The sequence below is a fragment of the Methylobacterium durans genome, assembly GCF_003173715.1.
In the GTDB taxonomy this organism is placed as follows: domain Bacteria; phylum Pseudomonadota; class Alphaproteobacteria; order Rhizobiales; family Beijerinckiaceae; genus Methylobacterium; species Methylobacterium durans.
Genome location: NZ_CP029550.1, coordinates 2,743,025 through 2,768,948 on the forward strand (window position 1 = coordinate 2,743,025; position 25,924 = coordinate 2,768,948).

Annotated in this window: 23 protein-coding genes and 6 pseudogenes; 8 read left to right on the forward strand and 21 right to left on the reverse strand. The window is 74.3% G+C overall.

All coding sequences use genetic code 11. The features are described from left to right. Positions 1-56 precede the first annotated feature (56 nt). Positions 57-3,958 (reverse strand): annotated as a pseudogene (locus DK389_RS34855) (baseplate multidomain protein megatron). A 370-nt stretch (positions 3,959-4,328) separates the two neighbouring features. Here DK389_RS34855 and DK389_RS12595 point away from each other — a divergent pair. Then, positions 4,329-4,625: an addiction module antidote protein gene (locus DK389_RS12595; RefSeq protein ID WP_109890004.1), complete on the forward strand. Its 297-nt coding sequence runs from the start codon at positions 4,329-4,331 to the stop codon at positions 4,623-4,625. Here DK389_RS12595 and DK389_RS12600 read toward each other — a convergent pair. The 10 genes and pseudogenes from DK389_RS12600 to DK389_RS12645 form a co-directional block, all read right to left on the reverse strand. Continuing rightward, positions 4,559-5,073: pseudogene (locus DK389_RS12600) on the reverse strand (NlpC/P60 family protein). The gene DK389_RS12595 and the pseudogene DK389_RS12600 sit on opposite strands and share 67 nt — an antisense overlap. Before the next feature lie 13 nt (positions 5,074-5,086). Continuing rightward, a pseudogene (locus DK389_RS12605) lies at positions 5,087-5,985 on the reverse strand (DUF2163 domain-containing protein). Positions 5,986-5,997: 12 nt separating this feature from the next. Next, positions 5,998-6,639, reverse strand: a complete 642-nt coding sequence (locus tag DK389_RS12610; protein WP_109890006.1) for a DUF2460 domain-containing protein — start codon at positions 6,637-6,639, stop codon at positions 5,998-6,000. A 43-nt stretch (positions 6,640-6,682) separates the two neighbouring features. Next, positions 6,683-7,261 carry a phage tail tape measure protein gene (locus tag DK389_RS12615; RefSeq protein WP_109890008.1) on the reverse strand — a complete coding sequence of 193 codons (579 nt, stop codon included), beginning with the start codon at positions 7,259-7,261 and terminating at the stop codon, positions 6,683-6,685. 189 nt (positions 7,262-7,450) lie between these two features. Beyond that, positions 7,451-7,669 carry a phage tail assembly chaperone gene (locus DK389_RS12620; RefSeq protein ID WP_109890010.1) on the reverse strand — a complete coding sequence of 73 codons (219 nt, stop codon included), beginning with the start codon at positions 7,667-7,669 and terminating at the stop codon, positions 7,451-7,453. Further along, positions 7,606-8,013: a gene transfer agent family protein gene (locus tag DK389_RS12625; protein WP_109896339.1), complete on the reverse strand. Its 408-nt coding sequence runs from the start codon at positions 8,011-8,013 to the stop codon at positions 7,606-7,608. The genes DK389_RS12620 and DK389_RS12625 overlap by 64 nt, the downstream gene beginning before the upstream one ends. Positions 8,014-8,027: 14 nt before the next feature. Beyond that, the gene (locus DK389_RS12630) at positions 8,028-8,438 is read right to left on the reverse strand and encodes a phage major tail protein, TP901-1 family (RefSeq protein ID WP_109890012.1); all 411 of its coding nucleotides are present in this window, start codon (positions 8,436-8,438) and stop codon (positions 8,028-8,030) included. 22 nt (positions 8,439-8,460) lie between these two features. Then, positions 8,461-8,874 carry a tail completion protein gp17 gene (gp17, locus tag DK389_RS12635; protein WP_109890014.1) on the reverse strand — a complete coding sequence of 138 codons (414 nt, stop codon included), beginning with the start codon at positions 8,872-8,874 and terminating at the stop codon, positions 8,461-8,463. After that, positions 8,871-9,227, reverse strand: coding sequence for a head-tail adaptor protein (locus DK389_RS12640; RefSeq protein WP_109890015.1), 357 nt, complete (start codon positions 9,225-9,227; stop codon positions 8,871-8,873). The genes gp17 and DK389_RS12640 overlap by 4 nt, the downstream gene beginning before the upstream one ends. 15 nt (positions 9,228-9,242) lie before the next feature. Continuing rightward, complete coding sequence (locus DK389_RS12645) at positions 9,243-9,824, reverse strand: head-tail connector protein (protein WP_109890017.1); 582 nt, start codon at positions 9,822-9,824, stop codon at positions 9,243-9,245. Between DK389_RS12645 and DK389_RS12650 the strand changes: the two genes are divergently transcribed. Then, positions 9,823-10,614: a S1 family peptidase gene (locus tag DK389_RS12650; RefSeq protein ID WP_109890019.1), complete on the forward strand. Its 792-nt coding sequence runs from the start codon at positions 9,823-9,825 to the stop codon at positions 10,612-10,614. The two genes, DK389_RS12645 and DK389_RS12650, sit on opposite strands and share 2 nt — an antisense overlap. 245 nt (positions 10,615-10,859) lie before the next feature. After that, positions 10,860-11,729, forward strand: a complete 870-nt coding sequence (locus DK389_RS12655; RefSeq protein ID WP_109890021.1) for a S1 family peptidase — start codon at positions 10,860-10,862, stop codon at positions 11,727-11,729. A 45-nt stretch (positions 11,730-11,774) separates the two neighbouring features. Here the strand turns inward: DK389_RS12655 and DK389_RS12660 are convergent, their stop codons facing one another. The 4 genes from DK389_RS12660 to DK389_RS12675 all read right to left on the reverse strand — a co-directional run bounded on the left by DK389_RS12660 (position 11,775) and on the right by DK389_RS12675 (position 15,128). Continuing rightward, complete coding sequence (locus DK389_RS12660) at positions 11,775-12,020, reverse strand: hypothetical protein (RefSeq protein ID WP_162560626.1); 246 nt, start codon at positions 12,018-12,020, stop codon at positions 11,775-11,777. Between the two features lie 12 nt (positions 12,021-12,032). Continuing rightward, positions 12,033-13,097, reverse strand: coding sequence for a chymotrypsin family serine protease (locus DK389_RS12665; RefSeq protein ID WP_109890025.1), 1,065 nt, complete (start codon positions 13,095-13,097; stop codon positions 12,033-12,035). 198 nt (positions 13,098-13,295) lie between these two features. Beyond that, positions 13,296-14,564, reverse strand: coding sequence for a phage major capsid protein (locus tag DK389_RS12670; RefSeq protein ID WP_109890027.1), 1,269 nt, complete (start codon positions 14,562-14,564; stop codon positions 13,296-13,298). A gap of 27 nt (positions 14,565-14,591) precedes the next feature. Continuing rightward, positions 14,592-15,128, reverse strand: coding sequence for an HK97 family phage prohead protease (locus DK389_RS12675; RefSeq protein WP_109890029.1), 537 nt, complete (start codon positions 15,126-15,128; stop codon positions 14,592-14,594). Positions 15,129-15,239: 111 nt separating this feature from the next. Between DK389_RS12675 and DK389_RS33410 the strand changes: the two genes are divergently transcribed. Further along, the gene (locus DK389_RS33410) at positions 15,240-15,482 is read left to right on the forward strand and encodes a type II toxin-antitoxin system VapB family antitoxin (RefSeq protein ID WP_194075198.1); all 243 of its coding nucleotides are present in this window, start codon (positions 15,240-15,242) and stop codon (positions 15,480-15,482) included. 60 nt (positions 15,483-15,542) lie between these two features. Here the strand turns inward: DK389_RS33410 and DK389_RS12685 are convergent. The 4 genes and pseudogenes from DK389_RS12685 to DK389_RS12700 all read right to left on the reverse strand — a co-directional run bounded on the left by DK389_RS12685 (position 15,543) and on the right by DK389_RS12700 (position 19,274). Continuing rightward, positions 15,543-16,704: pseudogene (locus DK389_RS12685) on the reverse strand (phage portal protein). Between the two features lie 170 nt (positions 16,705-16,874). Then, positions 16,875-18,181 (reverse strand): annotated as a pseudogene (locus DK389_RS12690) (DNA-packaging protein). Beyond that, positions 18,099-18,833, reverse strand: coding sequence for a hypothetical protein (locus tag DK389_RS12695; RefSeq protein ID WP_109890031.1), 735 nt, complete (start codon positions 18,831-18,833; stop codon positions 18,099-18,101). The pseudogene DK389_RS12690 and the gene DK389_RS12695 overlap by 83 nt, the downstream one beginning before the upstream one ends. Positions 18,834-19,022: 189 nt before the next feature. Further along, positions 19,023-19,274 carry a hypothetical protein gene (locus DK389_RS12700; RefSeq protein WP_162560627.1) on the reverse strand — a complete coding sequence of 84 codons (252 nt, stop codon included), beginning with the start codon at positions 19,272-19,274 and terminating at the stop codon, positions 19,023-19,025. 169 nt (positions 19,275-19,443) lie between these two features. Between DK389_RS12700 and DK389_RS12705 the strand changes: the two genes are divergently transcribed. Together DK389_RS12705 and DK389_RS12710 are read left to right on the forward strand one after the other, a co-directional pair. Further along, the gene (locus DK389_RS12705; RefSeq protein ID WP_109890035.1) at positions 19,444-20,487 is read left to right on the forward strand and encodes a sensor histidine kinase; all 1,044 of its coding nucleotides are present in this window, start codon (positions 19,444-19,446) and stop codon (positions 20,485-20,487) included. Between the two features lie 75 nt (positions 20,488-20,562). Next, positions 20,563-20,985: a SufE family protein gene (locus DK389_RS12710; protein WP_109890037.1), complete on the forward strand. Its 423-nt coding sequence runs from the start codon at positions 20,563-20,565 to the stop codon at positions 20,983-20,985. 20 nt (positions 20,986-21,005) lie between these two features. Here the strand turns inward: DK389_RS12710 and DK389_RS12715 are convergent, their stop codons facing one another. Beyond that, entirely contained in the window at positions 21,006-21,275 is a 270-nt protein-coding gene (locus DK389_RS12715) for a hypothetical protein (protein WP_109890039.1), read from the reverse strand. A gap of 50 nt (positions 21,276-21,325) precedes the next feature. Then, positions 21,326-22,821: pseudogene (locus DK389_RS12720) on the reverse strand (carboxypeptidase M32). A 418-nt stretch (positions 22,822-23,239) separates the two neighbouring features. Between DK389_RS12720 and DK389_RS12725 the strand changes: the two are divergent. Together DK389_RS12725 and DK389_RS12730 are read left to right on the forward strand one after the other, a co-directional pair. Further along, positions 23,240-24,613, forward strand: a complete 1,374-nt coding sequence (locus DK389_RS12725) for a B12-binding domain-containing radical SAM protein (RefSeq protein WP_109890041.1) — start codon at positions 23,240-23,242, stop codon at positions 24,611-24,613. Next, positions 24,610-25,923 carry a B12-binding domain-containing radical SAM protein gene (locus DK389_RS12730; RefSeq protein ID WP_109896341.1) on the forward strand — a complete coding sequence of 438 codons (1,314 nt, stop codon included), beginning with the start codon at positions 24,610-24,612 and terminating at the stop codon, positions 25,921-25,923. The genes DK389_RS12725 and DK389_RS12730 overlap by 4 nt, the downstream gene beginning before the upstream one ends. Position 25,924: the final 1 nt, after the last annotated feature.

Sequence of the window (25,924 nt, forward strand, 5' to 3'; positions counted from 1 at the left end):
CGAGGCCCGAGGCGCCGGCCCGGAGGCCCGAGAGGGCCCCGGCTCGACGTCCTGGGTCAGCCCGCCCGCACGGCCACGCGGGCGCGGAGGGGGGCGCCGATTCCGGCGACCGCGCCGACCTGCGCGACCGCCGCCTCGATCTCGCGCTGCGGGCCGCCGAAATCGGCCGCTTCGTCGGTGCCCGGGTAGAGGAGGCTCGGCTGCGCAGCGGAGAGGCTGCGCAGGAGCCGCCCGTCCGCGGCGTGGATGTCGAGGCGGTAGCGCTCCGCGGCCTCGTCGAGGGGGATCTCGACGGGCTCCCAGGCGTCCGCCGTCCGCCGGGCCCGGCGGATCCAGCGGAAGCGCACGCCCCCCGCCTCGCGCCGTGCCCGCAGGCCGACCGGGCTCAAGGGGCGCAGGGCCGAGAGGCCGGCGCTCGCGACGATCTCCGTGAAGGCCGCGTCGCCGGGATCGCGCGCGGCCGGGCCGATCCGGTAGCGGAAGCTGCGCCCGGCCTCGTCGAGGCGATCGACGAGGGGCACCGGGGCGCCGTCGTCGAGGCGCACGAGCCAGCTCCCCGCCGGCGTGGTCCGTTCCGCCGCCGCCTCGCTGCCCGAGAGCCCCCGCAGGAGGCGCGACAGGCGCCAGGTGTCGGGGCCGGTCAGCTCGGCGCCCGCGGCCGAGAGGATCTCGACCGTGCCGTCCGGAGCGATCAGGGCGAACAGGTTCTGGCCGGAGAGCGCCGCCCGGTCGTCGACGGCGCTCAAGGTCGCGCCGGGGCGGAACGCGGCGTCGAGGCGCGCGCCCCGGTCGAAGCGCCAGAGCGGTCCCGGCGGCAGCGGGGTCAGCGTCCGCCCGAGGCAGGCCGGATAGTCGACGATCCCGCGCAGGGCGAGCGGCGCGCCGGGGCCCTCCGCCCGCCAGACCGCGACAGCGCCGGGCCAGGGCGTCGCCGCGACCGCGAGGGATTGCAGCACGGTCGGCTCGCCGCGGTCGGCCGGGAGGTCGAGCACGAGGGCGAGCGGCGGCCCGGGGAGCGCCGGGGGCGGCGGGCTCGGCCGGACCGGCGCCGGCCGCGTCGGCGGGGTCCCGGTCCGGTGCAGGGACACGGCGCGGGTCTCGATCCGGCGCCCGGCCGGGCCGTCGTCGATGCGCAGGATCCGGTGCGGCGCGGCCGTTTCCGGGAGCGCCACGAGGTCGCCGGGCTCGAGGGCGAGCCGGTGCGGACTCAGCCGGAACGCGGCCGTGTCGCGGGCGGCGAGCCCGGCATCGAGGAGCCCCTCGGCCAGGGCCTCGGCCTCGGCCCGCCGCGTGACGATCGCGGCCTCCAGGCGGATCTCGCGGGTCCGCCCGGCGCTCCCGCGCGCGGCCGCCGCAGCGGCCCGGCGGTACTCGGGGCTCTCCGCGTCGGTGAAGCCGATCTCGATGCGGGCGGGCAGCGCGCCGTCCTCGGCCCGCACGCGGCGTAGCGGAGCCTCGTCGTCGCTGCGCACGAGGTCGGCGGCAAGAATCGTCTCGGCGGCCTCGCGGCGGGGGCCGCGCACCCGCAAGCTTCCTGCGACCGTCGAGACGTCGAGGCCGTAGAGCTGGGCCAGCGGCTCCAGGGCGGCGCGGGCGGAGAGCGGCCGGTCGATCACGTAGCCGTCGAGGTAGGCCGAGGCCGCGATGTCGAGGGGTGCCGCGACGCCGAGATCGGCGAGGATCGCCGGGATCAGCCGGTCGAGGTCCAGCCCCTCGACGCGCCCCGTGATCCAGTGGCCGAGGCCCCAGTTCGGCGCGTCGGCCCAGATTCCTGCGTAGTCCGGGAAGGCCGGGAAGGGCCGCGCGTCCCAGGCCCAGACGAAGACGGCACCTGGCGGCACCATCGGCCCGCCGTAGACCGGCGAGACCGGGTTGTGGGCGGGATCGAAGCCCGGCACGGCGGGGTCGAAGCGGCCGAGGATCGCCTCGAGGCGCGGAGCTGGATCAGGTCGTCGCGGGAGCCGCGGGAGAGGGGCGGGGCGGCGTTCTCGGCGGATTTCGGGTCGGGGAAGACGTTCGGCCCGTTCGTGCCCTTGTCGACCGCCGGCACCCCGATCTCGGTGAGCCAGATCGGCTTGCTGCGCGGCTGCCAGGCAGTCGTGCGGGTCTCGACCCCGCCGTCGCGCTCCACGTGCGGGTTCGACCACCAGGCGACGAGGTCCTTCGCCCGGTGGATCCAGGGCTTGCCGGCGGCGCCGTCGGTGATCGGCGTGCGTGCCTGCGCCTGCCGCGCCGCCTCGCTCGCGTAGTACCAGTCGAAGGCCTCGCCCGCGCCGAGGCGGCGGCGCAGGTAGGCGCGGTCGTAGATCTCGGGCGCCTCGGCGAGGTCGGCGTGGCCCGGCCCGTCGCGCCAGTCGGAGAGCGGCGGGTAATAGTCGATGCCGACCGCGTCGATGCTGGCATCGGCGAAGAGCGCGTCGAGGGGGAAGCGCACGCTGGCGCCCCCGTCGCGCACATCGGCGCCGTACTCGGTCCAGTCCGCCGCGTAGACGAGGGCGGTTCCCGGCAGGCGCTGGCGCACGGCTCGGGCGAGGTCGCGCAGGGCCTCGACGGCGGGATAGCGCCCGCCCGCCTCCCGCACGCGGGTGAGGCCGACGAGCTCGCTGCCGAGGATGAAGCCGGAGAGGCGCAGGCCCGCCGCCGCCCAGAACGCGGCGAGGTCCGCGTAGTGCAGCACCATGCGGCGGTAGCCGGAGGGCCTCTCGAAGAAGGCCGCGACCTGCGCGCCCGCCTCCGCCGTCCCGTCCGGGCTGCCCGCGACGCCCGGTGCCGGGTCGCAGGTGATGCGCCCGCGCCAGGGATAGGCCGGCTGGCGGCCCGCGCCCGGGTCGCGCGGGTCGGGCAGGGCGTTGCCGGCCGGCACGTCCATCATCAGGAACGGGTAGAGCACGACCTTGAGGCCGCGCCGGCGGAGTTCCGCCACGAGGCGGCCGAGCCCGGCATCCGACGGCGTGCCCCCGTAGGCCGGTCCGCCGTCCGGCCCCCGCGAGACGGTGCGGGCGGCGCTCCGCGCGAGGCCCGCCACGCTCCAGTCCGCGCCGAGGCTCCGCTTGGCCCCGTCCTCGACCCGCGGCGCCACCGTGCAGCGCCCGGCCCGGAGGTCGTCCCCGAACCAGGAGACCACCACCGACACCTGTTCGAGGCGCGGGCAGAGCGCCTGCAGGGCGTCGAGGGAGGCGAGGACGTCGGTCGCCGCCTGGAGCTGGACGCGGTTCGCCGCCCGGCTCGCGCCGAGGCCGAGATCCTCCGTGACGGGGAGCGGGTCGAGCCCGGACTCAGTGGCTCCGGGAATCAGGTTGACGGCCCGGATCATCCGGCCGAGCCCCGCCACCGGCCGCACAATCTCGAAGGCGAGCTGCGGGATGCGGTTGCCGTAATCGGACAGCGGCATCCGCTCGAACACCACGTAGGCGAGGCCGCGATAGGCGGGGGTGCTCTCCGGCCCTTCCTTCGCGACGATCAGCGGGTCCGGCGCCTGATCGGCGCGGCCGGTATGGACGCGGTGCGTCAGCGTCGTCAGGTCGATCTCCTGCCCGTTCGCCCAGACCCGGCGCACGAGGGCGATCTCGCCCTCGCAGAGGCCGACCGCGAGGTTGGCGTAGTAGGCGTAGGCGGTGCGCACGGTCTTGCCGCCGCCGCTGCCCTTGGCGCCGGAGCCGCCGCGCTCGACCGTCTTCGTCGCGACCTCGAGCGGCCGCGTCGCCCAGATCAGGGTGCCGCCGATGCGGGCGCGGCCGTAGACCCGGGGCACAGGATCGCCCTCCGTCGAGGACAGGCCCGCGAGATCGGTCAGCCGCGGCCCCTCGACCTGGCGCGCGGCGGAGCCCGGCCCGAACAGCGCCCCGTCGATCGCGGCGCCCGCCGCGGCGCCGGCCACCCGCCCGATCAGCCCGCCGACCGGCCCGCCGAGCGCCGTGCCGAGGGCGGCGCCCGCCGTGGACAGGATCAGGGTCGCCATGGCGGGCTCCGGAGATGGGGAAACGAACGGCCACGCTTGCAAGGAAGTATCCGGCCGGATACGAACGCGGTTGCCGGACATCCTGCTGCCAGACACCTTCAAGCGCTGGCTGACGGGCTTGCGCGACCAGCGCGCGAAGGCGCGGATCACGGCCCGCATCCGTGCGGCGACGCTCGGCCATTTCGGCGATGTCCAGCCGGTCGGCGAGGGCCTCTTCGAGATGCGCATCCACACGGGCCGGGATACCGGCTCGACGTCGCGCGTCGCGGCGAGGCTCCTACCTGCTGCTCGTCGGCGGCGACAAATCCAGCCCGTCCCGCGAGATCCTCAAGGCCAAGGCGATGGCCGTCGATCTCGATCGGAGCTTCCCATGACATCGACCCCAGCGCGCTTCACCCCGTTCGACGCGTCCGAGTTCCTCGACAGCGAGGAGAGCATCGCGGAATACCTCGCGGCGGCTCTCGAGGATCCCGACCCGGATCTGTTCGTCGCGGCCCTCGGCGACGTCGCCAAGGCGCGCGGCATGACCCAGATCGCCCGCGAGGCCGGGCTCGGGCGCGAGAGCCTCTACAAGGCGCTGACGCCCGGCTCGAAGGTCCGCTACGAGACGGTGCGCAAGGTGATGGACGTGCTCGGCGTGCGGCTGACGGTCTCCCCGCAGGGCTGAGTCTCGGCCGCCTCCGGGAACCGGAAGGCGTGGGCGAGGTGGCGGCGCCACCAGCCGGTGAGGGCCACCTCCGCCACCGCCGCCCCGTCATGGGCGTGGATCATGGAGCCCATGCCCGTGGCGATGGCGCAGTGGCGGGCCGGCAGGTGGGCGCGGAAGGCGAAGAGCAGGACGTCGCCGGGGGCGGGCTCATAGCCTTCGCCGGCCGCCACCGGGACGAGGTGGCGGGCGGCGGCCTCCGCCAGCGGGTCGGTGCCGGGGACGGCCGATTCCGCCCAGGAAGCCGCGTAGGGCGGGGCCGCCTCGGGCTCGGGCCGAGGCAGTCGCGCCAGACGCCGCGCACGAGGCCGAGGCAGTCGCAGGCAACCCCCTTGAGGGAGGTCTGATGCCGGTAGGGCGTGCCGATCCAGCCCCGCGCGGCCTCGACCACGCTGTCCGCCAGATTCATGCGTCTTCCTCCCTCAGCCGGCGCGGAACAGGCTGCCGCCGTCGAGCACCGGGCCGCCGGCCCCGCCGGACGCCTGGCGCAGCACGAAATCGTTGCCCGGCAGGTGCGGGAAGCCGCGGAAATTCGCGGCGTTCCGGTAGCGCCCGGCGCAGGTCGCGAGGCGCTTGTCGCAGCCCGGAACCAGCGTGAAGGCGTCGCCCGGCGCGACGGCGCGGGCGGGGCCTCCCGCAGATCCAGGCGCACCCCGTCACGCCCCGCGACATGCGCCCGGATGTCGGCGGAGAGTCCCGCATTGGCGCCTCCCGTCCAGGCGAGGCGGCCGCCGGAAAAATGCGCCTGCGCGAAGCGGCCGGCGAGGCTCACCGCGAGGCTGCCCCGCTCCGGCTCGCCGAGCACGCGGCCGGTCGTCCGGACGGGGGCGAGGTCGACGGCACAGCGCGCGTCGCCGAGTTCGGCGTCGCAGGTGGCGCGGAAGCTGCGGCCGCGCTCGGCGTCGAGCCGCTCCATCAGGCTGCGGAGCTCGGCCACGAAGGCATCGCCCGCCCGGCGGATCTCGCCGAGGCTGCCGACATCGAGGAGGAGCCGCGCCTCCGGCTCCGCCCAGTCGACGAGCCAGGTCTCGACGCTGGCCCCGTCGTAGAGGCCGGCCGCGATGTCGGCCTCGGTGAGGCCGAGCGCGGTGAGCGCGCCCGCGACGTCCCCGCCCGAGACGGCGAAGCCAAGCTCGGCGCTGGCCTCCGCCGCCGCGAGGCCGGTGCGGGCGGCGTGGACGAGCCCGCCGAGGGTGAGGTCGCGGTCGTGGTCGGTGAAGCCGAGGCGCAGGCCGTCGCGGCGCGTCAGCGACCAGCAATGGCAGAGCGTGGTCGCGCCCGAGGCGAGGCGGGCCGCGAGCCCGGGGGGCAGGTCGCGCATCGGAACCTCCGGTCAGGGCACGATCTCGACGAGGGGCACCTTCGGGATCTCGCCCGCCGTGAAGGCTTCGAGGTTGACCGTGAGGTCGTCGGTGTCGAAGCGGACGGGCACGTCGAACGCGAAGCCCGCGGTGACGAGGGCGCCGGAAGGGGGCGTGGCCCCGCTCGCGAAGGTGACGAGGCCGGTCGTGGCGTCGCAGGCGAACGTCGCCTGCGCCACCTCGATTCCGGCCACCGCCACCCGCACCGTCTCGGCGACGGGCTTGGCGATCGGGCGCCGATAGGGCAGGGGCCCGCCGCCGTAGGTCTTGGCCAGCGCGAAGACGCGGGTGGTCCCATCCCCGGTGCCGAGGGGCTGGTCGGTCGGTGCGATCGCCCGGCCCGGCGGTCCGGAGCGGAAATCGACCCGGTCGCGATAGCGGAAGCCGTAGAGCCGCCCGCGCCGCTCCTCGAAGAAGCTCACGACGGCGTGCAGCGCGTCGAGGGTGCGGATGCCGAAGCCCGCGTCGTAGCGGCGCCGCGAATCCGCCCAGCGGCTGTTGCGGTGCTCCCGCCCCGAGGCCAGCGTCACGATCTCGGTGAGCCGGCTCGGGCCGCCGCTGCCGCGCAACGACACGTCGAGGGGAAAGCGCACCTCGTGGAAATCGGCTGGCATCGGGAGCTCCGGTTGGCGGCGTGAGCCCCGGGCGGCGGGGCGGTCACAGCGCGCGGCGCCCGCGGGCGACGGCGCGGGCGAGCTGGGCGGCGACCTGCGCCTCGGAGCGCCGGAAGGCCGCCACGTCGGGGGTCGCGATGTGGACGGTGATCGAGACGGGGCGCCGGTCCGCCCCGGCCGCGACGCCGAGGCGCCCGTCGCTGCCGCGCCTCAGCGGCAGGATCGCTTCAGGCCCCGCCTCGCCCATCAGGCCGGTGCCGTCGCGCATCGGGAAATAGGTGGGCGCGGCCACGACACCGCCGGCCGCGAAGGGCCGCACCCGGCCCGCGGCGATGACGCCGCCGCGGGCGAAGGCCGCCTCGCCGCCGAGGGAGGGCGTGCCGAGGAGCCCGTTCACGAGGCTGGTGATGCCCTGCTTGACCGGGTTCAGCGCCGCCTTGACGGCGAGGCCGGCGAGCTTCGAGGCGAGTGAACCGAGCAGGCTGTCGAGCTGGCGCCCCGTCCCGAGATTGCGGGCGAGCGCGGTCGAGAGGCTCTGCCCGAATTTCTGGGCGAGCCGGTCGAGGGTGTCGAGCTGCTTCACGCGGGCCGCGTTGGCGCGGTCGAGGTCGGTCTCGGTCATGGGGGCTCCGTCGTGAGCGCGGCCTGCGTCCTTGGATGATCGAGCGCGGGTCCCCTCTCCCGTCCGGGAGAGGGACAGGGTGAGGGGTGCGACCTGTCCGGAATGACCTGATCCCTCACCCGGTGCGCCGACGCGCACGCGACCTCTCCCGAACGGGAGAGGTGAGGCGGCGCCGGGACGCGGACTGCCTCACGCCCCGTCCGGAAACGCCTCCAAGAGGCGCGCGAGGTCGGCGCGGCCCGCCGCCTCGGGCCGGCGCGCGGCGCCGGCCGCCAGCGCCAGCTCCCGCGGCGTGGCGGCCCAGACGTCCTGCGGGCGCCAGCGCAGGGCGTGGAGCCCGAGCGTCAGCGCGGAATCCCACGGAAAGGCGGGGATGTCTCCCGGCTCTCGGCCTCCCGTGGCGGGCAAGGGTCCGGCGAGGGGTCCGGCGAGGGGTCCGGTGCGGGCTCCCCGAAGGCGGCGGCGAGGGCCTCGCCGAGCGCGCCGGTGACCGCCTCGATGCCGCCCGCCAGCGGCAGCCTGGCGACGCCCGCATCGTCGATGTCGTGGCCGCCCCCGCGCAGCGCCGCGCCGAGGAGCGCGATCAGGTCGCGGGCGGCGAGGCGCCCGCCCGCGAAGCGCTCGGCGAGGCCCGCGAGGTCGGGTGCGCCGAGCGCCGTCTCCAGTTCGGCGAGCGCCCCGAGGGTGAGGCAGAGGGTGAGGCGCTCGCCACCGAGGTCGAGGGGCACCTCGCCGCGGCGGCGGTTGGCCATCCGGTTGCCCATGCTCAGATCGCCGTGAAGCCGAGGGCGCCGGCCGATTCCAGCGCCATGTCGAAGGTCACCTCGCCCGCGTGGTCGCCGCGATACTCCAGCGCCGCGACTTGGAAGGGCCCTTCCAGGATGCCGAAGGAGGGCACCACGACCTGGAAGGTCTCGATCAGACCGTCGAAGAAGATCTGGCGCAGGCGCAGGTCCGAGGCCTCGTCGCGGAACACGCCCGCGCCCGAAATCGCGGCGCGGCGCACGCCCGCCCCGGCGAGCAATTCCCGCCAGCGCCCGGCCGAATCCGCGTTCGTGACGTCGACGGCCTCCGCGTTGAAGGCGATCTGGCGGGCGCGCAGGCCCGCCACGGCGACGAAGCCGCCGCTGCCGTTGCCGGCCTTGATGAGGAGGTCCTTGCCTTTCTGGGCGGTCATCGGGGGCTCCAGTCGCGCGGGGTCAGGCCGTCTCGGTGACGGCCTCGAGGGTGAGGGTGCAGCGCGCCTCGCCGCTCGCCTCGTCGCGCGTGGCCCTCAGCGCCGCGACCCGGCAGGTCACGAGGGCGTGGCCCGCGGGGGCGAGGCCGCCCTCGCTCAAGAGCGCGGCGATGCGCGCGGCGGCGTCGAGGCCGGTGCGGGCGGAGCCGGGCTTGGCGAAGACGACGAGGGCGTGGCTGTGGGCGTGGCGCGCCGCCCCGTCGACGGAGGCGTCGCGGATCTCGGCATCGCCGAACATCGCGTAGACGGGCGCGGCGCCCCGCGGCGGCTCGTCGTGGAGGCGCAGGCGCCCGCCCATCAGGCCGATGAGCGTCGCGTCGGTGGAGAGCCGCGCCAGGATCGCCGCCCTGAGGGCGAGGAGGGGGCTCGCGCTCACGGCGTCTCCTCCGGAACCTCCTCGACGCGGCAGACGAGGTCGCGGCCCGGCGGCCCGGCGGGCGCGAGGCTGCGGATCACGAAGCGGCGCGGGCCGGCGGAGAGCCGCATCGCGGGGGCGAGGCCGCTCCGCGCCCGCAGGATGATGCGGTGGGTGGCGACCGCGTCGGCGCGCCCGCCCCGCAGGCGCGTGCGCTCCGCCTCGGCCACGGGCTCGATCGACCCCCACAGGACCGGGCCTGGGACGAAGCGGCGGAGCATTCCGCCGAATCCATCCGGATCCTCCACCACGCGTTCGAGCACGAAACGGCGGCGCCGCGCCCCGAGGGCGGGCCGCGGGGAGGAGCGCATCATGGCGGGATCTCGCGGTCAGAGGGTCAGGCGGCGGAAGGGCGCGGCGAGGGCGGCGACGTCCGGCGGCAGGCCGGCGGCCGGCTCGTCCCCGCGATGCTCGAACCAGAGCGCCGCGAGGCGGCGGATCGCGAGCAGGATCGGCGGCGGCACCGGCGGCCCGACCCCGCCGTGGCCGGCCTGAAGCTCGATCGCGAGGGTCCGGCCCATGAGCGGCGGCGGAATGCCCTCGACGAGGAGGGCCGGCGCCTCGGCGAGGTCCGGCCCGAGGCGAAGGAGCCCGACCGGCAGCGCCGTCGCGGTGCCGTCGCGGGCGATCAGGCTCGCGGCCTGAAGCTCGACGACGGGGCCGAGCGGCAGCGGCAGCGTTCCGGCCGCCGGCCAGGCTGAGACGGCGAGGCGGAAGCGGCCCGGCACGAGGACGCGCCGGGTCTCCGCCTCGATCCGCGCGCGGGCGGCCGTCACGAGGGCGGCGACGAGCCCGTCCTCAGCCGTGTCGTCGGCATCGAGGCGCAAGTCGAGCCGCATCTCGGCGAGGCTCACTGGCTCGACGGCGGGGCCGTCGAGCCGTATCGGAGGCGTCGGGAGGACAGGGCTCATGGATTCCATCTCCGGCCGGGCGCGGCCGATCGGGCGGCGCGCGGGGGGCTTGCGTGTCGGGGCTCGCCTCGGCGGGTTCGCAGTCGCGCTCGCCCTCGGGTCGCTCGCCGGGCCGGCGGGGGCGGTGGTCGGGGGCCGCGAGGCGCCCGAGGCGGCCTCCGGCAGCGTCATGGTCCTGTCCTCGGACGGGGGCGTCTGCAGCGCCGTGGTGCTCGCCCCCGACACGGTCCTGACGGCGGCCCATTGCGCGGCCGGCCGGGCCGAGCACCGGGTGCATTACCGGGAGGGCGCGGAGCCGGTCCTGGTCGAGCTCGCGGGCCGGGCGCTGCATCCGGGCTACGATGCCGGCGCCATCGCCGGGCGCCGCCGCTCGATCGACCTCGCGCTCCTGCGCACGGCGACCCCGCTGCCCGCCCGCTTCGCGCCCGCCCGCCTCGCCGCGGACGGGCCGCGGGCCGGCGAGAGCCTCGTCCTGTCGGGCTACGGCGTCGCGCGCCCCGGCGCGGCGCGCACGACGGGCACCTTCCGCAGCGCGAGCCTGCCCGTGGTCGAGCCCTACGGCCCGAGCCGTATCCTGGTCTGGCTGAAGCCCGCCGCCGGCCCGTCCGGCGCCTGCCAGGGCGATTCCGGCGGGCCGATCGCGCGCGGGGACGGCGCGGTCGTCGCGGTCACGGCCTGGGTCGGGGGCGGGCCCTGCGGCGCGATCTCGCAGGGCGTTCTCGTCGGCCCGCAGCGGGACTGGCTCGACCGCACCCTGCAGGGCTGGGGGCGCAGGGCGGTCTGGGAGTGAGAGGGCGAAGGACCCGCGCTCGCGCGTCCCATGGCCTCGCGCGAGGTTCTCACCGAAGTTCTCACTCAGTGCCGCAATGCGTCTCAGCACTCCACCCTGTGGAGCATCCGCGTGCCGGCCCGACCGCTCCGTGATGCGGCCGGAGGGAACCGGAGCTTGGCCGGCCCATTGCCTTACGCTACGCTCCGTTCGACTGCCTCGAACGACTGCCCCGACTTGGACCCGGCTTGCGCGAGAGAGACACGATGTTCGCGATCCCCTTCCGCAAGGCCGTCCTCGGCGCCGCGCTGGCGCTGAGCCCCCTCGGGGCGTTGCCGGCGCAGGCCGTGATCCAGGGCGAGGTCTCGCGGGACCCGAACGGGCTGCGCGCCTCGGTGGTGCGGATCGAGAGCACGCAGGGCGAGATCTGCTCGGGAACCCTGATCGCGCCCGACCTCGTGCTGACCGCCGCCCATTGCGTGATGCACCGGGCCGGCTACAGCGTCGTCGTCGTCGACCGCAATTTCCGTCAGCGCCGCATCTCCGCCCTGGCGGCCTCGATGCACCCGGATTTCGTGCCCGGCACGACGCCGGAGGACCAGCCCGGCGTCGACCTCGCCATGATCAAGCTGGCGCAGCCGCTGGGGCCGGACTTCCAGCCCCTCGACCCGCGCGGCGCCGGCTCGATCGCCAAGGGCGACGCGGTCGACATCGCGGGGTTCGGCGTGGTGGCGGAGAACCGCCGCAACACCGCGCGCACGCTCCGCCAGGCGCATCTCGTCTCGATCGGCTCGCTGCAGGTCGCCAACCGCGTCACGGTGGTGACGGACCGGCGGCGCTTCGCCGAGACGGTGGGGGCGGGCGCCTGCCTCGGCGATTCCGGCGGCCCGATCCTGCGGGGCGGCCCCGGCGGCTACCAGTTCGTCGGCGTGGTGAGCTGGTCGAGCGGCGCCATGCAGCAGAACACCCGCCACCGCACCGCCTGCGGCGGCTTCACGGCCGTGACGCCCCTCGGCGAGCACGCGAGCTGGATCAGCGCCCGCGCCTCCGAACTCTCCCAGGTGCAGGCGGGCGAGGCGGCCGCCCGGGCCCCCGCCCGCACCGACTGGATGGCCCGGCCCGGCCGGCGGCGGTAGCGCGCCCGGAGCGGCTCGGCGCCCGGGTGGCCCGCCCGGGTGGCCTCAGAGCGCTTCCGCGAGCCCGACGATCTCGACATCGACCTCGAAATCACGGAACCGGCGGGGCAACTCCTGGGCCGCCGCTTGCGTGTGGACCATGACCTTCACGGCCCAGGCGTTGCCGCTTCTGCTGAGGCCGATCCCGACCGCGCGGTCGTCGCGCCCGCTCGCATATCGGGAGACGAAGGCGTCCTTGGCCGCCAAAGCCGCTGACTTCGAAGCCCGCAAATGCTCGCGCTGGTCAACCATGCTCAGCATCCCTCAGGGACGAGTCTGAATATCAACGCTTAACGTATCGAGAACGGCCTGGATCGGGTTCGCATAAGTGATGCCATGTGAGGTGCCCGAGTAGAGGAGCGCGATCGGGCGCCCGTCCTGCGTGACGACGAGGGCGCCGCTGTCCCCGCGCGCGGAGAATGGGCCCGTCGCGCCGCGGATGGCAACCTGCCTGTCGAAACGTGCGAAGCGGTACCCGGGATAGCCCGTGGTCACGTTGTCGATGCTCACGACCGTCACCGAGCCGCGCGTGTGGCCCGTCGTCCGTCCGACCTTCATCACGGGCATCTGGTCGATGACGAGGTCTTCGGGCTCGCCCAGCACGCAATCGGACAGGCTGCCGGCGGGAAATCCGATCCGGTCCGGCTCGTGCTCGACATCCGCGATCAGCTCGGCGAAGGCGCAATCCACGTAGTTCGTCGCCCCGGGCCTGAAGTCGATCGGGTGGTAGCGGTGCAGGCGCGCGACATGCGTGGCCGGATCCCCGCAATCGGCGCCGTCCTCGACACCGGGCTGGACGATGAGGTCGCCGGCCTGCGCGTTGTTGGAATCGGCCAGCACGTGATTGTTCGAGAGGAAGCCGAGGGTTCCTTCCTTGCGGCAGGTCGCGAAGCAGCCCAGGCTCCCCGCCGTCACGTTCACGTGACCGATGGAGGCCCCGATCCGGAGGGGGCGGCAGCGGCCGCCATTCGCCACGGATCGCGGGCTGACCGGACCGGTCACGATCAGGCGCATCTCGGCATCGCCGACGCGCCGGACCGCCTCCTCGACGATCGGATGATGCAGGAGCGTCCTGCTCTGAAGAAGCAGGGCGAGGCTCACCTGGTGCTCGCGCCGCGGATCGACCGCGAAACCCACCGCGATCATGTCGACGGGATCGAGCCGGCGCTTGAGACGTCCCTCCCGGATGCGGCTGTCGATCTCGCTGCCGAGACGGGGCAGGAACGAGCCCTGCGAGACGCCGGGCGAGAACGCCACGGGCGTCTCCTCGAACCTGAACACCTTCTCGAAGATCTCGGCCTTGGCGTTCTTGGCCCCGTCCAGGTTCATACCTGCCCAATCCCTTGCTCAAGATGCGGCATGTAAGGCCCGATCAAGAGCGAGGGAAAGGAAGTGTTCCCAAAAAAATTCACCTGAGGTTATCAAAACAAGGGATTGTGACGGGATAGAGACAAGTTTTGACAACTCAAGCGATGCGGATAGTGTCCCGTGCGGGGGCGCGGCGTGCGGCGCCCCCGCGGTCCATCCTCAGGCGAAGCGCAGGAGCTTGATCGCCTCGTGGTCCTGCACGCCGCCGCCGACGCGCTTCGTCGTGTAGAACAGGACGTAGGGCTTGGCGGAATAGGGGTCGCGCAGCATCCGCAGGCCGGCGCGGTCGACCACGAGGTAGCCGCGGCGAAAATCGCCGAAGGCGAGGGAGAGGCTGCCTGCGGCGATGTCGGGCATGGCCTCCGCCTCCGCCACGGGGAAGCCGAGGAGGGTGGCGGCCGCGCCCGCGGCCAGCGGCGGCTGCCAGAGGTAGTTGCCGTCCGCGTCCTTGAACTTGCGGATCGTGCTCTGCACGCGCCGGTTCATCACGAAGGTGCCGTTCTGGCGGTAGGCGGCACGCAGGCCGTAGACGAGGTCGAACAGCACGTCGGAGGGGGTCGAGGCCGGGAAGCCCGCCGAGACCCCGGTCGGGACGAAGCCGATCTTGCCCGGCACCCAGGCGCCGTTGGCCACCGTGTCGGCGGTGAGGAAGCCCTTCGGGCGGCTCACCCCGTTGCCCGTGACGAAGGCGGTGCCCTCCTGCTCGGCGAAGGCGGTCTCGACCTCGTCGGCGAGCCAGGCGTCGATGTCGACCACCGCATCGTCGAGGAGCGTCTGGGTCGCGGCCGGCATGGCGTAGAGCTCCATGGCCGGGAAGCTCAGCTCGGACAGGGTCGGGGCGTCGGTCTGCGGGCGCGCCGCGGTCTCGGCGACCCAGCCGGCCGCGGCCGCGGTCACCGACATCGCCCGCTTGTACTGGCCGGCCGAGATGGTGCGCACGGTGGCGAGCGCCCGGATCGGCGAGAGGGCGGCGAGCCGGCGCAGCACCTCGCGCTCGATCGCCGGCGGCACGAGGTAGCCGCCGTCGGGGCCCGAGCCCGCCGAGAGCGCCTTCTCCTCCAGCCGCTTCAGCCCGGCGCTCTCGCCGGCCCGCACGTAGAGGTCGAAGGCCGCCTTGTGCTCGGCCCCGATCCCGTCCCGCGCCGCGGCCTCGGCGCCGGCCAGCGGCGGCCGGGCACGCTCCAGGCTGATCCGGTCGAGGCGGGTGCGGGCGGCATCGAGGGCCGCGTCGATGCGGGCGAGCTTCTCCTCGGTGACCACGTCGGTCGAGAGGCGCCGGTCGATCTCGGCCAGGCGGGTGTCGTTCGTCGCCTTGAAGGCCTCGAAGGCGGTGGCGAGGTCGGCGAGCGCCGCCTTGGTCTCGCCGGCGCCCGCCTTGTTCTCCAGGGCGGGGCCGGTCTTGGTCTCGATCGTGTCGGTGCGGGTCATGAGGCGTCTCGCGGTTGTGAGAGGGGATCAGGCCCGCATGGCCGGCCGCAGCCGGATCGCGGGGCGGGGATGGGAGCGGGCCTGGAGGCTCGGGGCTCGCCGCGGCGGCGCGAGCTGCCGGGCGAGCGAGCGGATCTCGGCGACGAGGGAGCCGGCGTCGCTCCCGGCGATGCGGGCGCCGGGCTGCAGCGGGAAGGTGACGAGGGAGATCTCCCAGAGGTCGAGCGCCCGCAGGTGCCGGTAGCCCGCCCGGTCGGGCGCGGACCGCACGGTGCGGAAGCCGATCGAGAGCCCGTCGACCGCGCCCTCCCGCATCAGCGCGTCGATCTCGCGGGCCCGCTGCACGGCGAGGTTGAGACGGCCCTCGACGCGCAGGCCGCGCGCATCCTCGGCGAGGGCGATCCAGCGCCCGATCGGCTCGGCCGGATCGTGCTGCCAGAGCATGCGCACGCCCGCCGGTCCGCGGGCGCGGAGCGTCTCCGCGAAGGCGCCCGCCGCCACCACGTCGCGCCCGAGATCGGGCACGCCGAACAGGCTGGCATAGCCGGCAAAATGGCCATCCATCAGGGTACCTCGCGAGGAAGGGGCGCGCGGCGCGACGTGACGGCGCCAAGGCTGGGCTGAGTCAGCGCCGAGGGATATCCATCTCCAACAAGGGATATCCCGGAGGCATCCGTGCCGCTCACCATCAAGGACGACGCGACGGCCGAGCTGGTGGCAGAGCTCGCCCGCACGGTCGGCGTGACGAAATCCGAGGCCGAGCACGCGCTGGCGGTCGAGGCCTTCGCGCGCTTCGGCAAGGGCCGCCACCCGGCCCGGCTCAACATGGGCGATTGCTATGCCTATTCCTGCGTCCGGGCATACGGGGCCCGCCTTCTCGACAAGGGCGAGGATTTCGCGCTGACGGATCGCGCCTGAGCGACGGCCGATCACCTCTCCCGAACGGGAGAGGGAGCCGGTCGCGCCGTCGGTGTCGTCTCAGGCGCCCGGGCCGTAGCCCACCGCCTCGCGCTTCTCGTCGGGGGTGAGGAAATCCGCCGCCTGCACCCGGCGCCAGAGGGATTCGCGCTCGGGCGCCAGCGCCTCGATCGCGTCGAGGTCGGGCTCCAGGCTCGCCGGGCCGAAGGCGGGCTCCAGCCAGTGGGCGAGGCTCTCGGCGGTGCGGCGCACCAGCGGGATCACGGTCTGGCGGTAGAAGGCGCGGTTGGCCTCGGCGTAATTGGCGTGGGTGTTGTCGCCGGGCAGGCCGAGGAGGAGCGGCGGCACGCCGAAGGCCAGCGCGATCTCGCGGGCCGCGCCCGCCTTCGCCTCCACGAAATCCATGTCCTTCGGCGAGAGGGCGAGGGGCTTCCAGTCGAGCCCCCTTCGAGGAGGAGGGGGCGCCCGGCATTGCCAGCGCCCTGGTAATTCGCCTCGAGCTCGCCCTTGAGCCGGTGGAACTGCGCCTCGCTCAGGGTGCCGCCGGGGCCGCCGAAGACGAGGGCGCCGGAGGGGCGCGCCGCGTTGTCGAGCAGCGCCTTGTTCCAGGCGCCGGCCGCGTTGTGGATGTCGAGGGCCACCGCCGCAGCCTCCATCGGGGAGAGGCCGTAATGGTCGTCGAGGGGTGGAACTGGGTCAGGTGCAGGATCGGCGGCACGCCCGCGCCGGCCTGGTCGTAGTGCAGGCATCGGCCGCCGACGTCGTAGGCGTAGGAGGCGGGCCAGCCGTCGGGGCCCGGCACCACCCGCATCCGGTCGGGCCGCAGCACGTGGATCTCGCGGGGGCGCCCGTCGAGGCTGACGGCTTCGAGATACGCGTTGCCCGAGACGATCAGGTGCCCGTAGAGCGCTTCGAGGAGCCGCGCCCCGCCCTGGCGGGGGTTCGGGCGGGCGAGGAGCGCGGTCAGCGGGCGCGCGGCCTCGGCGCTCGGCCCCGTGAGGATCAGCGGCAGGGCGGCCGCCGCCTCGGCGACGAGCCGCACCGCCCGGTGCACCACCGCGTTGCGCTGAAAACCTTCGCGGACGAGCGCGGTGCCCTCCCGCGCCGTCCAGACGGCGCGCCCGTCTCCATAGAGGGCGAAGGTCGGCCCCGAGAGGGGCGCGGCCTTCACGGCCGGCACGAATCCCGCGGCACGCGCCAGCCGGGTGATGAGGTTCGGCATGGAGGATCCTTGTCGAGAGACGCCGCGGGCCCCCTCTCCCGTCCGGGAGAGGGTTGGGGTGAGGGGTGCGACCGCTCCGGATGCGTCGCATCCCTCACCCGGTCGGCGCACGCCGACTCGACCTCTCCCGAACGGGAGAGGTGGCTGCCTGCCAGTGGTCGGCGCTCGGCCTACAGCCGCCGGATGCGCGGTTCCGGCGCCCCCCGAAGCAGCAGGTGGGTCAGCGCCCAGACGAGGGCGTCGAGGCGGTCCGGCGAGGCGCCGGTGGAGAGGCCGTCGGGGCCGAAATCGCACATCTCGTCCTCCAGCGCCGGCAGCGCGCCGACATGGCGGACGCGTCCTTTCGCGTAGAGCACCGAGACGGGCTCGGCCCGCAGATACTTGCCCCGGCTCGCCCGCACCGTCGTCACCGGCACGCTCCGGTCGACCTCGCGCAGCACCGCCTCGGCCATCTCGCCGCCCTGGTTCACCTCGACGACGAGGGCGTCGGCCTGCAGCCGGTGGTAGAGGGCGAGCGCCGCCGAGGCCCAGGCCTGCGGCGCGGCCCGCGCCAGGGTCGCGTCGGCGAGCACGTAGGCATTCTGCCCGAGGGCGCCGGCCGCCACGATCCCGCAGGCATCGGCCCCGCTCGCGAGGAGGCCGGCGGATCGACCGCCACCACGATCCGCGCCAGCGCCCCGGGCGCGGCGGCGACGCGCGCCGCCTCCAGACCCTGCCGGGTCCAGAGCGCGTCCGCCCGGTCCTCGATCAGCTCGCCGTCGAGTTCCTGGCGGCCGAGGCGGGTGCCGGAATAGCGGCCGACCACCTCCGCCAGGAAGGCGGGCGCGAGGTTGTCGGCGTTGTCGACGGTCCGGGCGCGGGCCACCACCGTGCGCGGGTCGGAGAGCAGCCGCCGGATCAGCGGGATCGGCCGCGGCGTCGTCGTCACCAGCCCGCGCGGAGACCGCCCCAGGCGCAGGCCGAATTGCAGCATGTCGTAGGCGGCCTCCGGATGGCGCCACTTCGCGACCTCGTCCGACCACGCGGCCCCGAATTGCGGGCCGCGGAGCGAGTCCGGCTCCTCGGCCGAGAAGGCGGTCGCCACCGCGCCGTTCGGCCACTCGACCCGGCGCCGCGAGGGCGACCAGCGCGGCCGGGCACCCCGGTGGGGCAGCCCGAGGAGGCCGGAGGGCCCCTCGATCATCACGTCGCGCACATCCGCGAAGGTCTCGCCGACGAGGGCGATGCGGCCGACCGGCTCCTCCGTGAAGGCCGGGTCGCCGAGGGCGCTCACCCACTCGGCGCCGGTCCGGGTCTTGCCGCAGCCGCGGCCGCCGATCACCGCCCAGGTGGTCCAGCGCCCGGAACCGGGCCCGCAAGGGGGCAGCTGGTCGGCGCGGGCGAGGTGCAGCCAGTCACGGGCCAGGGCCAGCAGGAGATGGGGCGGCAGACTCTCCAGGAAGGCCGGCATCCGCCCGCTCGCCAGCGAACGCCGCATAGCGGCGCGCGATCTCCGCGCGCAGGGCGGGCAGGTCGAGGGGCGGTCCGGCCCCGTCGGCGGCCGGCTCGCCGGTCTCTGGGTCCGCTCGGCGCTCGGCATGCCCGTCTCCGTCACGCTGCGGCGGCGCCGCGTCGAGGTCGTCGAGGAGGCGCTTCAGGCCGCCGAGGTCGCGCAGCACCCGCGCGGAATCGGGCAGGGCCGCCTCCTCGCGGAGCGCCGCGTCGAACCGCACGATCTGGCGGGCGACCTGGGCGTGGAGCGCCGCCCGCAGGGCCGGGCCGGCGAACCCGTCCGCCTCGCGCCGGATCGTCCGGCCCGCGGCGGCGCGTCGGCGCGCGCTCAGCCCGTGGGAGCGGAGCAGGCCGCGGGCGGCCCCCCGGCTCGGGGAGAGCACCGCTTCGAGGTCGCGCGGGTCGATCGTCGGGTTGTGGTGGAGGCGGCCGAGGCTGGCGACGCGCTCCGGGGTCCAGGCCGTCCGCGGCTTGGCCCCGCCCGTCTCGCGCCAGCCGAACACGCGGTTCCAGCGCCGCAGGGTGAGCGGCGCGACTCCGATCTCGCCCGCGAGCGCCTTGAGGCTGCGCTGTGTGCCGCGCACCAGCGCCTCGGCGGCGGCGACGCGGTCTGGCGGGTACCGGCCGATCCCCGACATGGCGCCCGCCGTCTCGTCACACTTCTGGAGTGTTCTTGTTTTGTACAGGACGAGCGTCCCGCTGTCAACTATAAAAACCTAGTCGAAGGCATATTTTCCGAAGCACCGTCCCGGTCTTGGCCGGGGCCGGAGAGCCGCGTCCCGAACCTCCGGCGCGTCGCGGGCCGGAGGAACCGGCCAAGCGGCCCCTCAGGCCGAGGGTTCGGCGAGCCGGGCGCGATGGCGCGCCACCACGTCCCGGATCGCCGGGCTCAGCGAGGCATTCACCGGCCACGCGTCGAGCGCTTCGGCCAGCGCGTCGACGGCCCGGGCCTGGGCCGTGATCCCGTCGACGCCAGAGAGGTAATCCCAGATGGCGCGGTCCGCCTGCTCGACGGCGGCGGGGTCGTCGGCCGCGGCGAGGCCGTCGAGGGTCTTCAGGAGCGGATCGAGGGCTGTCATGGGCCTCCATATGGGGCGGTCCGGGCCGGCGGCGACGGGGCGGGACGCCATCGCGACGGGGCCGCCGGGATCCGCACGCGGCTCGGGCCGGAACGGCGCATGGCGCGGCACGTTGACCGGCGCCTGCATTGCGCACATCAGCGAGGGCAAAGGGCGAATCGGGAGAGTCATGGCAGCGGAAACACCAGCGTCCGAGATCGGCCAGGGCCGCTTCGAGGTCGGGGACGCGTTTCGGCGGTTCGCCGATTTCGTCCCGCTGATGATGTGGCGCGCCGATCCCGAGGGGCACGCGGTCCACCACAACGATTGCTGGCTCGAATTCACCGGTCGCAGCGCCGAGGAGGAGATCGGCGACGGCTGGCGGCGCGGTCTGCATCCGGACGATTTCACCCGCCACGCCGCCCTCGTCGGCGAGGCCTACGCCGCGCGCCGCCCCTTCACCGTCGAGTTCCGCCTGCGCCGCCACGACGGGGCCTACCGCTGGCTCCTCGAGACCGGCCGGCCGCTCGAGGACGATGCCGGATTCCACGGCTATCTCGGCTCCTGCTTCGACATCACCGACCGCAAGCACGCGGAGGAGCACATCGAGCGGGCGCTCGCCGAGAAGGAGGCGCTGCTCGCCGAGGTCTACCACCGGGTCCGCAACAACCTGCAGGTGATGGTCAGCCTGATCGGCCTCTACGGCCGGGCCGCGCCGGAGCCCTGCCGCGGCAGTTTCGAGGCGCTGGGCCAGCGCGTCCGGGCGATCGCGCTGGTGCAGCAGCATCTGCACGAGGCGCCCCACATCGCCTCGATCGACCTGCGCGAGTACCTGCACCGCCTCGCCTCCGGCCTCGGCCAGCTGCGGCGGGCCGGCCGGATCGGCGTCACGGTCGACGGCAGCGGCACCGGCTACGTCGAGCCCCGCACCGCCAACGCGCTCGGCATGATCGTCGCCGAGGTGGTGGCCGAGTGCCTCGACGCCACGGCCGAGACGGTGGCCTGCACCATCGCCATCACTATCGACGCCGCGGCGGGCGGCCCAGTGAGCCTCAGCATCGCCTCGGGCGCCGGCGAGGCGGCGGAGGCCGGGCGCCCGGACGTGCCGAAGCTCGGGCCGCGCCTGATCGCCGCCTACGCGGCCCAGGCCGAGATCGCCGTGCGGGGCTCCGCCTCGATGTCGGACCCCCTGGAGCTGCAGCTCCCCGAGACGCGGCTCGGCACCGCCTCCTGAAACGGCCGCGCGATTCGCATCCGCCGGCCCGCACCCCTATATCCCGTCCGACGCTGACCTCCCGACCGGCCGCCGATGCTTGCCCCCCTGCCGACCATCATCGAGAATTTCGAGTTCATGGACGAGTGGGAGGACCGCTACGCCTACGTGATCGAACTCGGCCGCGAGATGCCGCGGCTGCCGCCCGAGCGCTGCACGGAGGAGAACCGGGTCCACGGCTGCGAGAGCCAGGTCTGGCTCGAATCGCGGCTCGACGAATCCGGTGGCAAGCCGATCCTCACCCTTGAGGGCGAGAGCGATTCGAGCATCACCCGCGGGCTCGTCGCCCTGATGATCGCGATCTACGCCGGCAAGAGCCCCGAGGAGATCGCCGCGACCGACGGCCTCGACGTCTTCCGCCAGCTCGATTTCTCGAACCACATCACCTCGAAGCGGGCCGGCGGCCTGCGCGCCATGAACGAGCGCATCCAGCGGGAAGCCCACAAGCTCAGCGCCTGAGGCCCAGGGTCCGGCCCCCGCTATTTCGGCCCGCAGCCGATGCAGATGCCCTTCTGGATCCGGTCGTCCTCCTTCTGCTGCGGCGTCCGCTCCGTCCGGTCGCCCGAGGTCGTGCCGCCGGCCGCCGCGCCCGGCGGCTTGGTGCGGCCGACCGAGGAGGTGTTGGGCGCCGTGACCGTCGAGGCCGGGCCGCCGCCGGTCCCGGTCTCGGCCGGGGCCTGAGCAGCGGCGGGCAGGACCGACAGGGCGGCGAGCGTCAGGCCGGCGGCGAGGTGGCGTATCGCGGACATCGTGGTTCTCCTTCCCCGCCCCAACGCCGCAATGCGGCTCAGGTTCGCCCTCACGGCGTACCGAGGTAGCGCGCCTCCAGGTGCCGCCTGAACGAAGAGGTCCCGAGCGGCGCGCCGGTCGCCTCCTCCAGGATGGCGTCGGTGTCGAGGAGGCTCCCCCGTCCGTGCACCGTCGCCCGCAGCCAGGTCCGCAGCGGCGTGAAGTCGCCGCGCCCGAGGGCGGGCAAGAGGTCGGGCTCCGCGTCTTCCGCCGCCCGGAACAGCTGGGCCGCCGCCATCGCGCCGAGGGTGTAGGTCGGGAAGTAGCCCCAGCTTCCGCCCGGCCAGTGGATGTCCTGCAGGCAGCCGAGCCGGTCGTTCGGCACGTGGAGGCCCAGGAGGTCGCGCATCCCGTCGTTGAAGGCACCCGGCAGGTCCGCCACCGCGAGGTCTCCCGCGATCATCGCGGTCTCCAAGCCGTAGCGGAGCAGGATGTGGGCGGGGTAGGTCATCTCGTCGGCGTCGACCCGGATGAAGCCCGGCTCCACCCGCGTGTGCAGCCGGTAGAGGTTCTCCGCGTCGAAGGCCGGCCCCGTCCGCCCGAAGGTCTCCCGCAGCAGCGGCGCGAGCCAGGCGGTGAAGGGGCGCGAGCGGCAGGCCTGCATCTCGACGATGAGCGACTGGCTCTCGTGCAGGCTCATGCCGCGGGCCTCCCCGACCGGCTGGCTCCGCCACGCCGCCGGCCGGCCCTGCTCGTAGAGGGCGTGCCCCGTCTCGTGCAGCACGCCGAGGAGCGCGCGGGTGACGTCCTCCGCGTCGTAGCGGGTGGTGATGCGCACGTCGTCCGTGGCGCCGCCGCAGAACGGGTGCAGGCTGACGTCGAGCCGCCCGCGGGCGAAATCGAACCCGACGGCCCCCATCAGGGCGAGGCCGACCTGCCGCTGCAAGTCGACCGGGAACGGCCCCTCGAGGGGGAGCGGCGCCGGCTCCGCCGCCTGCCGCGCCCGCGCCTGCCCGACGAGGCCGGGCAGGAAATCCCGCAGCTCCGCGAAGAGCGGGTCGATCCGGGCCTGGCGCATGCCGGGGTCGTAGGCGTCGAGGAGCGCGTCGTAAGGCGTGAGGCCGAGGCGCTCGCCCTTCGCCCGGCCGATGTCCCGCTGCAGGCGCAGCACCTCGCTGAGCGCGGGCGCGAGCAGCGGGAAATCCGCATCCTGGCGCGCCTGCCGCCAGATCATCTCGGAGCGCGAGACCGCCCGCGAATTCGCCTCGACGAGGTCGCGCGGCACGGAGGCGGCGTGGAGGTGGGCTCGGCGCATCTCGCGCAGATTCGCCCGCTGCCAGGGGTCGAGGCCCGCGCCCTCGTCCTCGGCCCCCGCCAGGAGGTCGGCGGTCTCGGGCCCGTCAGGATGTCGTGGGCTAGGCCCTTCAGGACGGCGAGCTGGTCGGCGCGGCCCTCGGCGGCGCCGTCCGGCATCAGGGTCTGCGCGTCCCAGCCGAGGATCCCGGAGGCGTCGCCGAGGGCGTGAAGCCGGGCGAAGCGGCGTTCCAGGGCGAGGTAGGCCTGCATGCTGTCTCCTGTGCTGAACCCGGTTCCCGGCCGGGGTCTCCGGGAGCGGCGGGATCGTGCCCCACCGCGCGCCCGTCAGGGTTACGCCGCCTCCAGGACCGTGGGTAGAGCGGGGCCGGGCGCCGTCGCCGATTTCGCGGACCATCGGCCGGGCTTGGCGGGGCGGCCTCAGAAACGGCGCTTTGCGCGGCGACATCTTGAACAGGCGCCGCGTTCCGCCGGATCGACCAACGAGACGGCGGCGGCGCGCCCGGCGCGACTGTTGTGCGCGCGCATCGCGTCGGATCAATCTCCGGAGACACTGCGTGGTCGGCCTCCTGCCGCGCGGACCTTCGGTGCCGATCCTGTATTCCTGCCGCGTTCTCCCCGCTCATCCGGCATCCGCCAGGCTGCGACAGGTCTCGAAACCTCCGATCCCATGCCCGGACCCGATCTTCCCGCGCGGCGCGTCGCCCTCGTCTGCCTGACCCCACGTCCGGACGCACAGGAACTCGGATCCTTGCGCCTTCCGAGCTTCGGAATCCGGCGCATCCAGGCCGCGCTCCTGAGCGACCCCGATCTCGCCGACGCGCAGGTCGCCCTGATCGACCGCCGGGAGGACGACGTCGCGGGCTACGTCGAGGAGATCCTGGCCTTCGCGCCCGATCTCGTCGGCTTCTCGGTCTACGTCTGGTCGGCCCCGACCCTGATCGCGGTGGCGCGCGGCCTGCGCGCGCGCCGTCCCGCCCTCGCCATCGTGTTCGGCGGTCCCTCCGCCCGCTCGGCCTTCTTCGATCTCGACCCCTACCGCCCGGCGCACGCCTATCTCGACGCCCTCTGCGAGGGCGACGGCGAGGAGATCATCCGGGACATCGCCAAGCTGCCGGCCTTCTCCCGCGCCGCCTGGGAGAGCGTGCGCGGCCTGACCCTGCCGACCGAGGCAGGCTGGATCCGCACGCCGCCGCGTCCGCAGATCGCCGCCCTCGACCGGATCGCCTCGCCCTACGCGCACGGTCTGATGCCGCAGGGCGGCGTCGCGTATCTCGAGACGTTCCGCGGCTGCCCGCTCTCCTGCCGCTTCTGCGAATGGGGCTCGAAGGAGAACACCAAGGCGGCCTTCTCGGCCGACTACATCGCGGCCGAGCTCGACGCCTTCCGCCAACACGAGGCGCCGGCCGTGTTCCTGCTCGACGCGGGCCTCAACCTGAACATGGGCGCCTTCCGCAACCTGCGGCTCGCCAACCAGCGCTCCGGCTTCCTGAAGGAGGCGCTGTTCTGGGCCGAGATCTACCCCTCGGTCGTGCGCGACGAGCACCTCGCCTTCATCGAGGAGATCGGCACCGCCTATCTGGGCGTCGGCATGCAGTCGATGGATCCGGCGGTGCTGCGGCTGCACGACCGCCCCTCGGATTCGCCGCGCTTCGAGGCGGCGGTGCGGGCACTCGCCCGCGTCACCAACATCGAGTTGCAGATCATCGCCGTCCTGCCCGGCGACACGCCGGAGGGCTTCCGCCGGACCCTCGATTACGCCCTGTCCCTGCCCGCCAGCGTGCGGGTCTACCACTGCCTCGTCCTGCCCGACGCCCTGCTGACCCGCAGCCGGCCGGAATGGAGCATCGATTTCGATCCCGTCACCCTCACCATGCGCTCCTGCGCGGGCTGGAGCGAGGAGGCGGTGGCGCAGGTTCGCGCCGAGCTGCGGGGGCGGGCTCTCGCGGCCGGCGGCAAGGCCGGCGAATTCTGGTGGTCCTTCCCGCGGCAGGAGGAGCGCCCGAGCCTGCACCGGTCGTGGCGGCAGGCCGCGGCGCGATGAGCGCGCTCCGCACCGGCCGGCGCGTCGCGCTCGTCGCGCAGTATCCGGAGCGCGATCCGGCGATGCCGAGCTTCGTGCCGAATCTCGGCCTGCGCATGGTCGAGGCCTCGATCCGCGCAGCGGGATTTCCCGATCTCGCCTGCCGGACCTGGGACCTCGCGGGGGGCGATGCGGGCACGGTCGCCCGCGAGATCCTGGCCTTCGATCCCGACATCGTCGGCTTCTCGGCCTATCTCTGGTCGCTGCCCTTCCTCTGCCGGGTGGCAGCGCTGATCAAGCAGGACGATCCGGGGCGCCTCGTCGTGTTCGGCGGGCCCTCCGCGCGCCCGGTGATGTTCGCCAAGCCGCCCTTCTCGGGGTACCAGGAGGATATCGACGTCCTCGTCATCAACGAGGGCGAGGAGACCTTCCGGGAGATCGTCTCGCTGACGGAGCGCAGGCCGTCCGCCCTCGGCGCCCTGCGCGGCGTCGCCGTCAAGGAGGAGCAGGGCTGGCGCGAGACGCCCGCCCGCCCGCTCGCCGACCTCGACAGCCTCGCCTCGCCCTACGCCCTCGACCTCGTCCAGCACGGCGGGCTCGGCGTGCTGCAGACCTACCGGGGCTGCCCCTTCACCTGCTCGTTCTGCGAGTGGGGCACGATGGAATCGCCCAAGCGCGTGCGCGCGGTCGACCACCTCGACCGGGAATTGCAGGCGATCGCCCGCCACGACGTCTATGCGGCGCTCCTCGTCGATGCCGGGCTCAACCTCAACCGGAACGCCTTCCTCAACCTCAAGCGCGCCGCTGAGGAGAGCGGCTTCTTCGAGAGGCACGGCCTGATCTGCGAGGTCTATCCGGCGGCGGTGCGCCAGGAGCACCTGGATTTCCTCGGCTCGGTCAGCAACGCCTACGTGGGCATCGGCCTGCAGAGCTTCGACAACGCGGTGCTGGCGCATGTCGACCGCACCTATGACGAGCGGCGCTTCGACGAGACCTTCGGCAAGCTCGACGCCGTGGCGAGCCTCGCCGTCGAGATCATCCTCGGCCTGCCCGGCGACAATCCCGAGACCTTCCGGCGCAATTTCGAGCGCGCCCGCCGGCTCCCCTGCGCGCTGCGCGTCTATCACTGCGTGGTGCTGCCCTCCGGCCTGATGGTGCGCTCGCCCCCCGAGCACCGGCTCGATTACGACCCGGTCACCCTCAAGATGATCTCCTGCACCGGCTGGAGCGAGGCAGCGCTGCAGGCCGAGTGCCGGTTCCTGACGCGGCAGGCCACGCTCGGCGGCGGCCGGACCGGCGAGTTCTTCTGGACCTTCCCGCCGCCCCGTTGAC

Bases quoted from the DNA above. Each gene is read 5' to 3' on its own strand.
- DK389_RS12595 (WP_109890004.1), top strand. From the start codon at position 4,329: ATGACATCGACCCCAGCGCGCTTCACCCCGTTCGACGCGTCCGAGTTC.
- DK389_RS12610 (WP_109890006.1), bottom strand. From the start codon at position 6,639: ATGCCAGCCGATTTCCACGAGGTGCGCTTTCCCCTCGACGTGTCGTTG.
- DK389_RS12615 (WP_109890008.1), bottom strand. From the start codon at position 7,261: ATGACCGAGACCGACCTCGACCGCGCCAACGCGGCCCGCGTGAAGCAG.
- DK389_RS12625 (WP_109896339.1), bottom strand. From the start codon at position 8,013: ATGGCCAACCGCCGCCGCGGCGAGGTGCCCCTCGACCTCGGTGGCGAG.
- DK389_RS12630 (WP_109890012.1), bottom strand. From the start codon at position 8,438: ATGACCGCCCAGAAAGGCAAGGACCTCCTCATCAAGGCCGGCAACGGC.
- DK389_RS12640 (WP_109890015.1), bottom strand. From the start codon at position 9,227: ATGATGCGCTCCTCCCCGCGGCCCGCCCTCGGGGCGCGGCGCCGCCGT.
- DK389_RS12650 (WP_109890019.1), top strand. From the start codon at position 9,823: ATGGATTCCATCTCCGGCCGGGCGCGGCCGATCGGGCGGCGCGCGGGG.
- DK389_RS12645 (WP_109890017.1), bottom strand. From the start codon at position 9,824: ATGAGCCCTGTCCTCCCGACGCCTCCGATACGGCTCGACGGCCCCGCC.
- DK389_RS12655 (WP_109890021.1), top strand. From the start codon at position 10,860: ATGTTCGCGATCCCCTTCCGCAAGGCCGTCCTCGGCGCCGCGCTGGCG.
- DK389_RS12660 (WP_162560626.1), bottom strand. From the start codon at position 12,020: ATGGTTGACCAGCGCGAGCATTTGCGGGCTTCGAAGTCAGCGGCTTTG.
- DK389_RS12665 (WP_109890025.1), bottom strand. From the start codon at position 13,097: ATGAACCTGGACGGGGCCAAGAACGCCAAGGCCGAGATCTTCGAGAAG.
- DK389_RS12670 (WP_109890027.1), bottom strand. From the start codon at position 14,564: ATGACCCGCACCGACACGATCGAGACCAAGACCGGCCCCGCCCTGGAG.
- DK389_RS12675 (WP_109890029.1), bottom strand. From the start codon at position 15,128: ATGGATGGCCATTTTGCCGGCTATGCCAGCCTGTTCGGCGTGCCCGAT.
- DK389_RS12695 (WP_109890031.1), bottom strand. From the start codon at position 18,833: ATGTCGGGGATCGGCCGGTACCCGCCAGACCGCGTCGCCGCCGCCGAG.
- DK389_RS12700 (WP_162560627.1), bottom strand. From the start codon at position 19,274: ATGACAGCCCTCGATCCGCTCCTGAAGACCCTCGACGGCCTCGCCGCG.
- DK389_RS12705 (WP_109890035.1), top strand. From the start codon at position 19,444: ATGGCAGCGGAAACACCAGCGTCCGAGATCGGCCAGGGCCGCTTCGAG.
- DK389_RS12710 (WP_109890037.1), top strand. From the start codon at position 20,563: ATGCTTGCCCCCCTGCCGACCATCATCGAGAATTTCGAGTTCATGGAC.
- DK389_RS12715 (WP_109890039.1), bottom strand. From the start codon at position 21,275: ATGTCCGCGATACGCCACCTCGCCGCCGGCCTGACGCTCGCCGCCCTG.
- DK389_RS12725 (WP_109890041.1), top strand. From the start codon at position 23,240: ATGCCCGGACCCGATCTTCCCGCGCGGCGCGTCGCCCTCGTCTGCCTG.
- DK389_RS12730 (WP_109896341.1), top strand. From the start codon at position 24,610: ATGAGCGCGCTCCGCACCGGCCGGCGCGTCGCGCTCGTCGCGCAGTAT.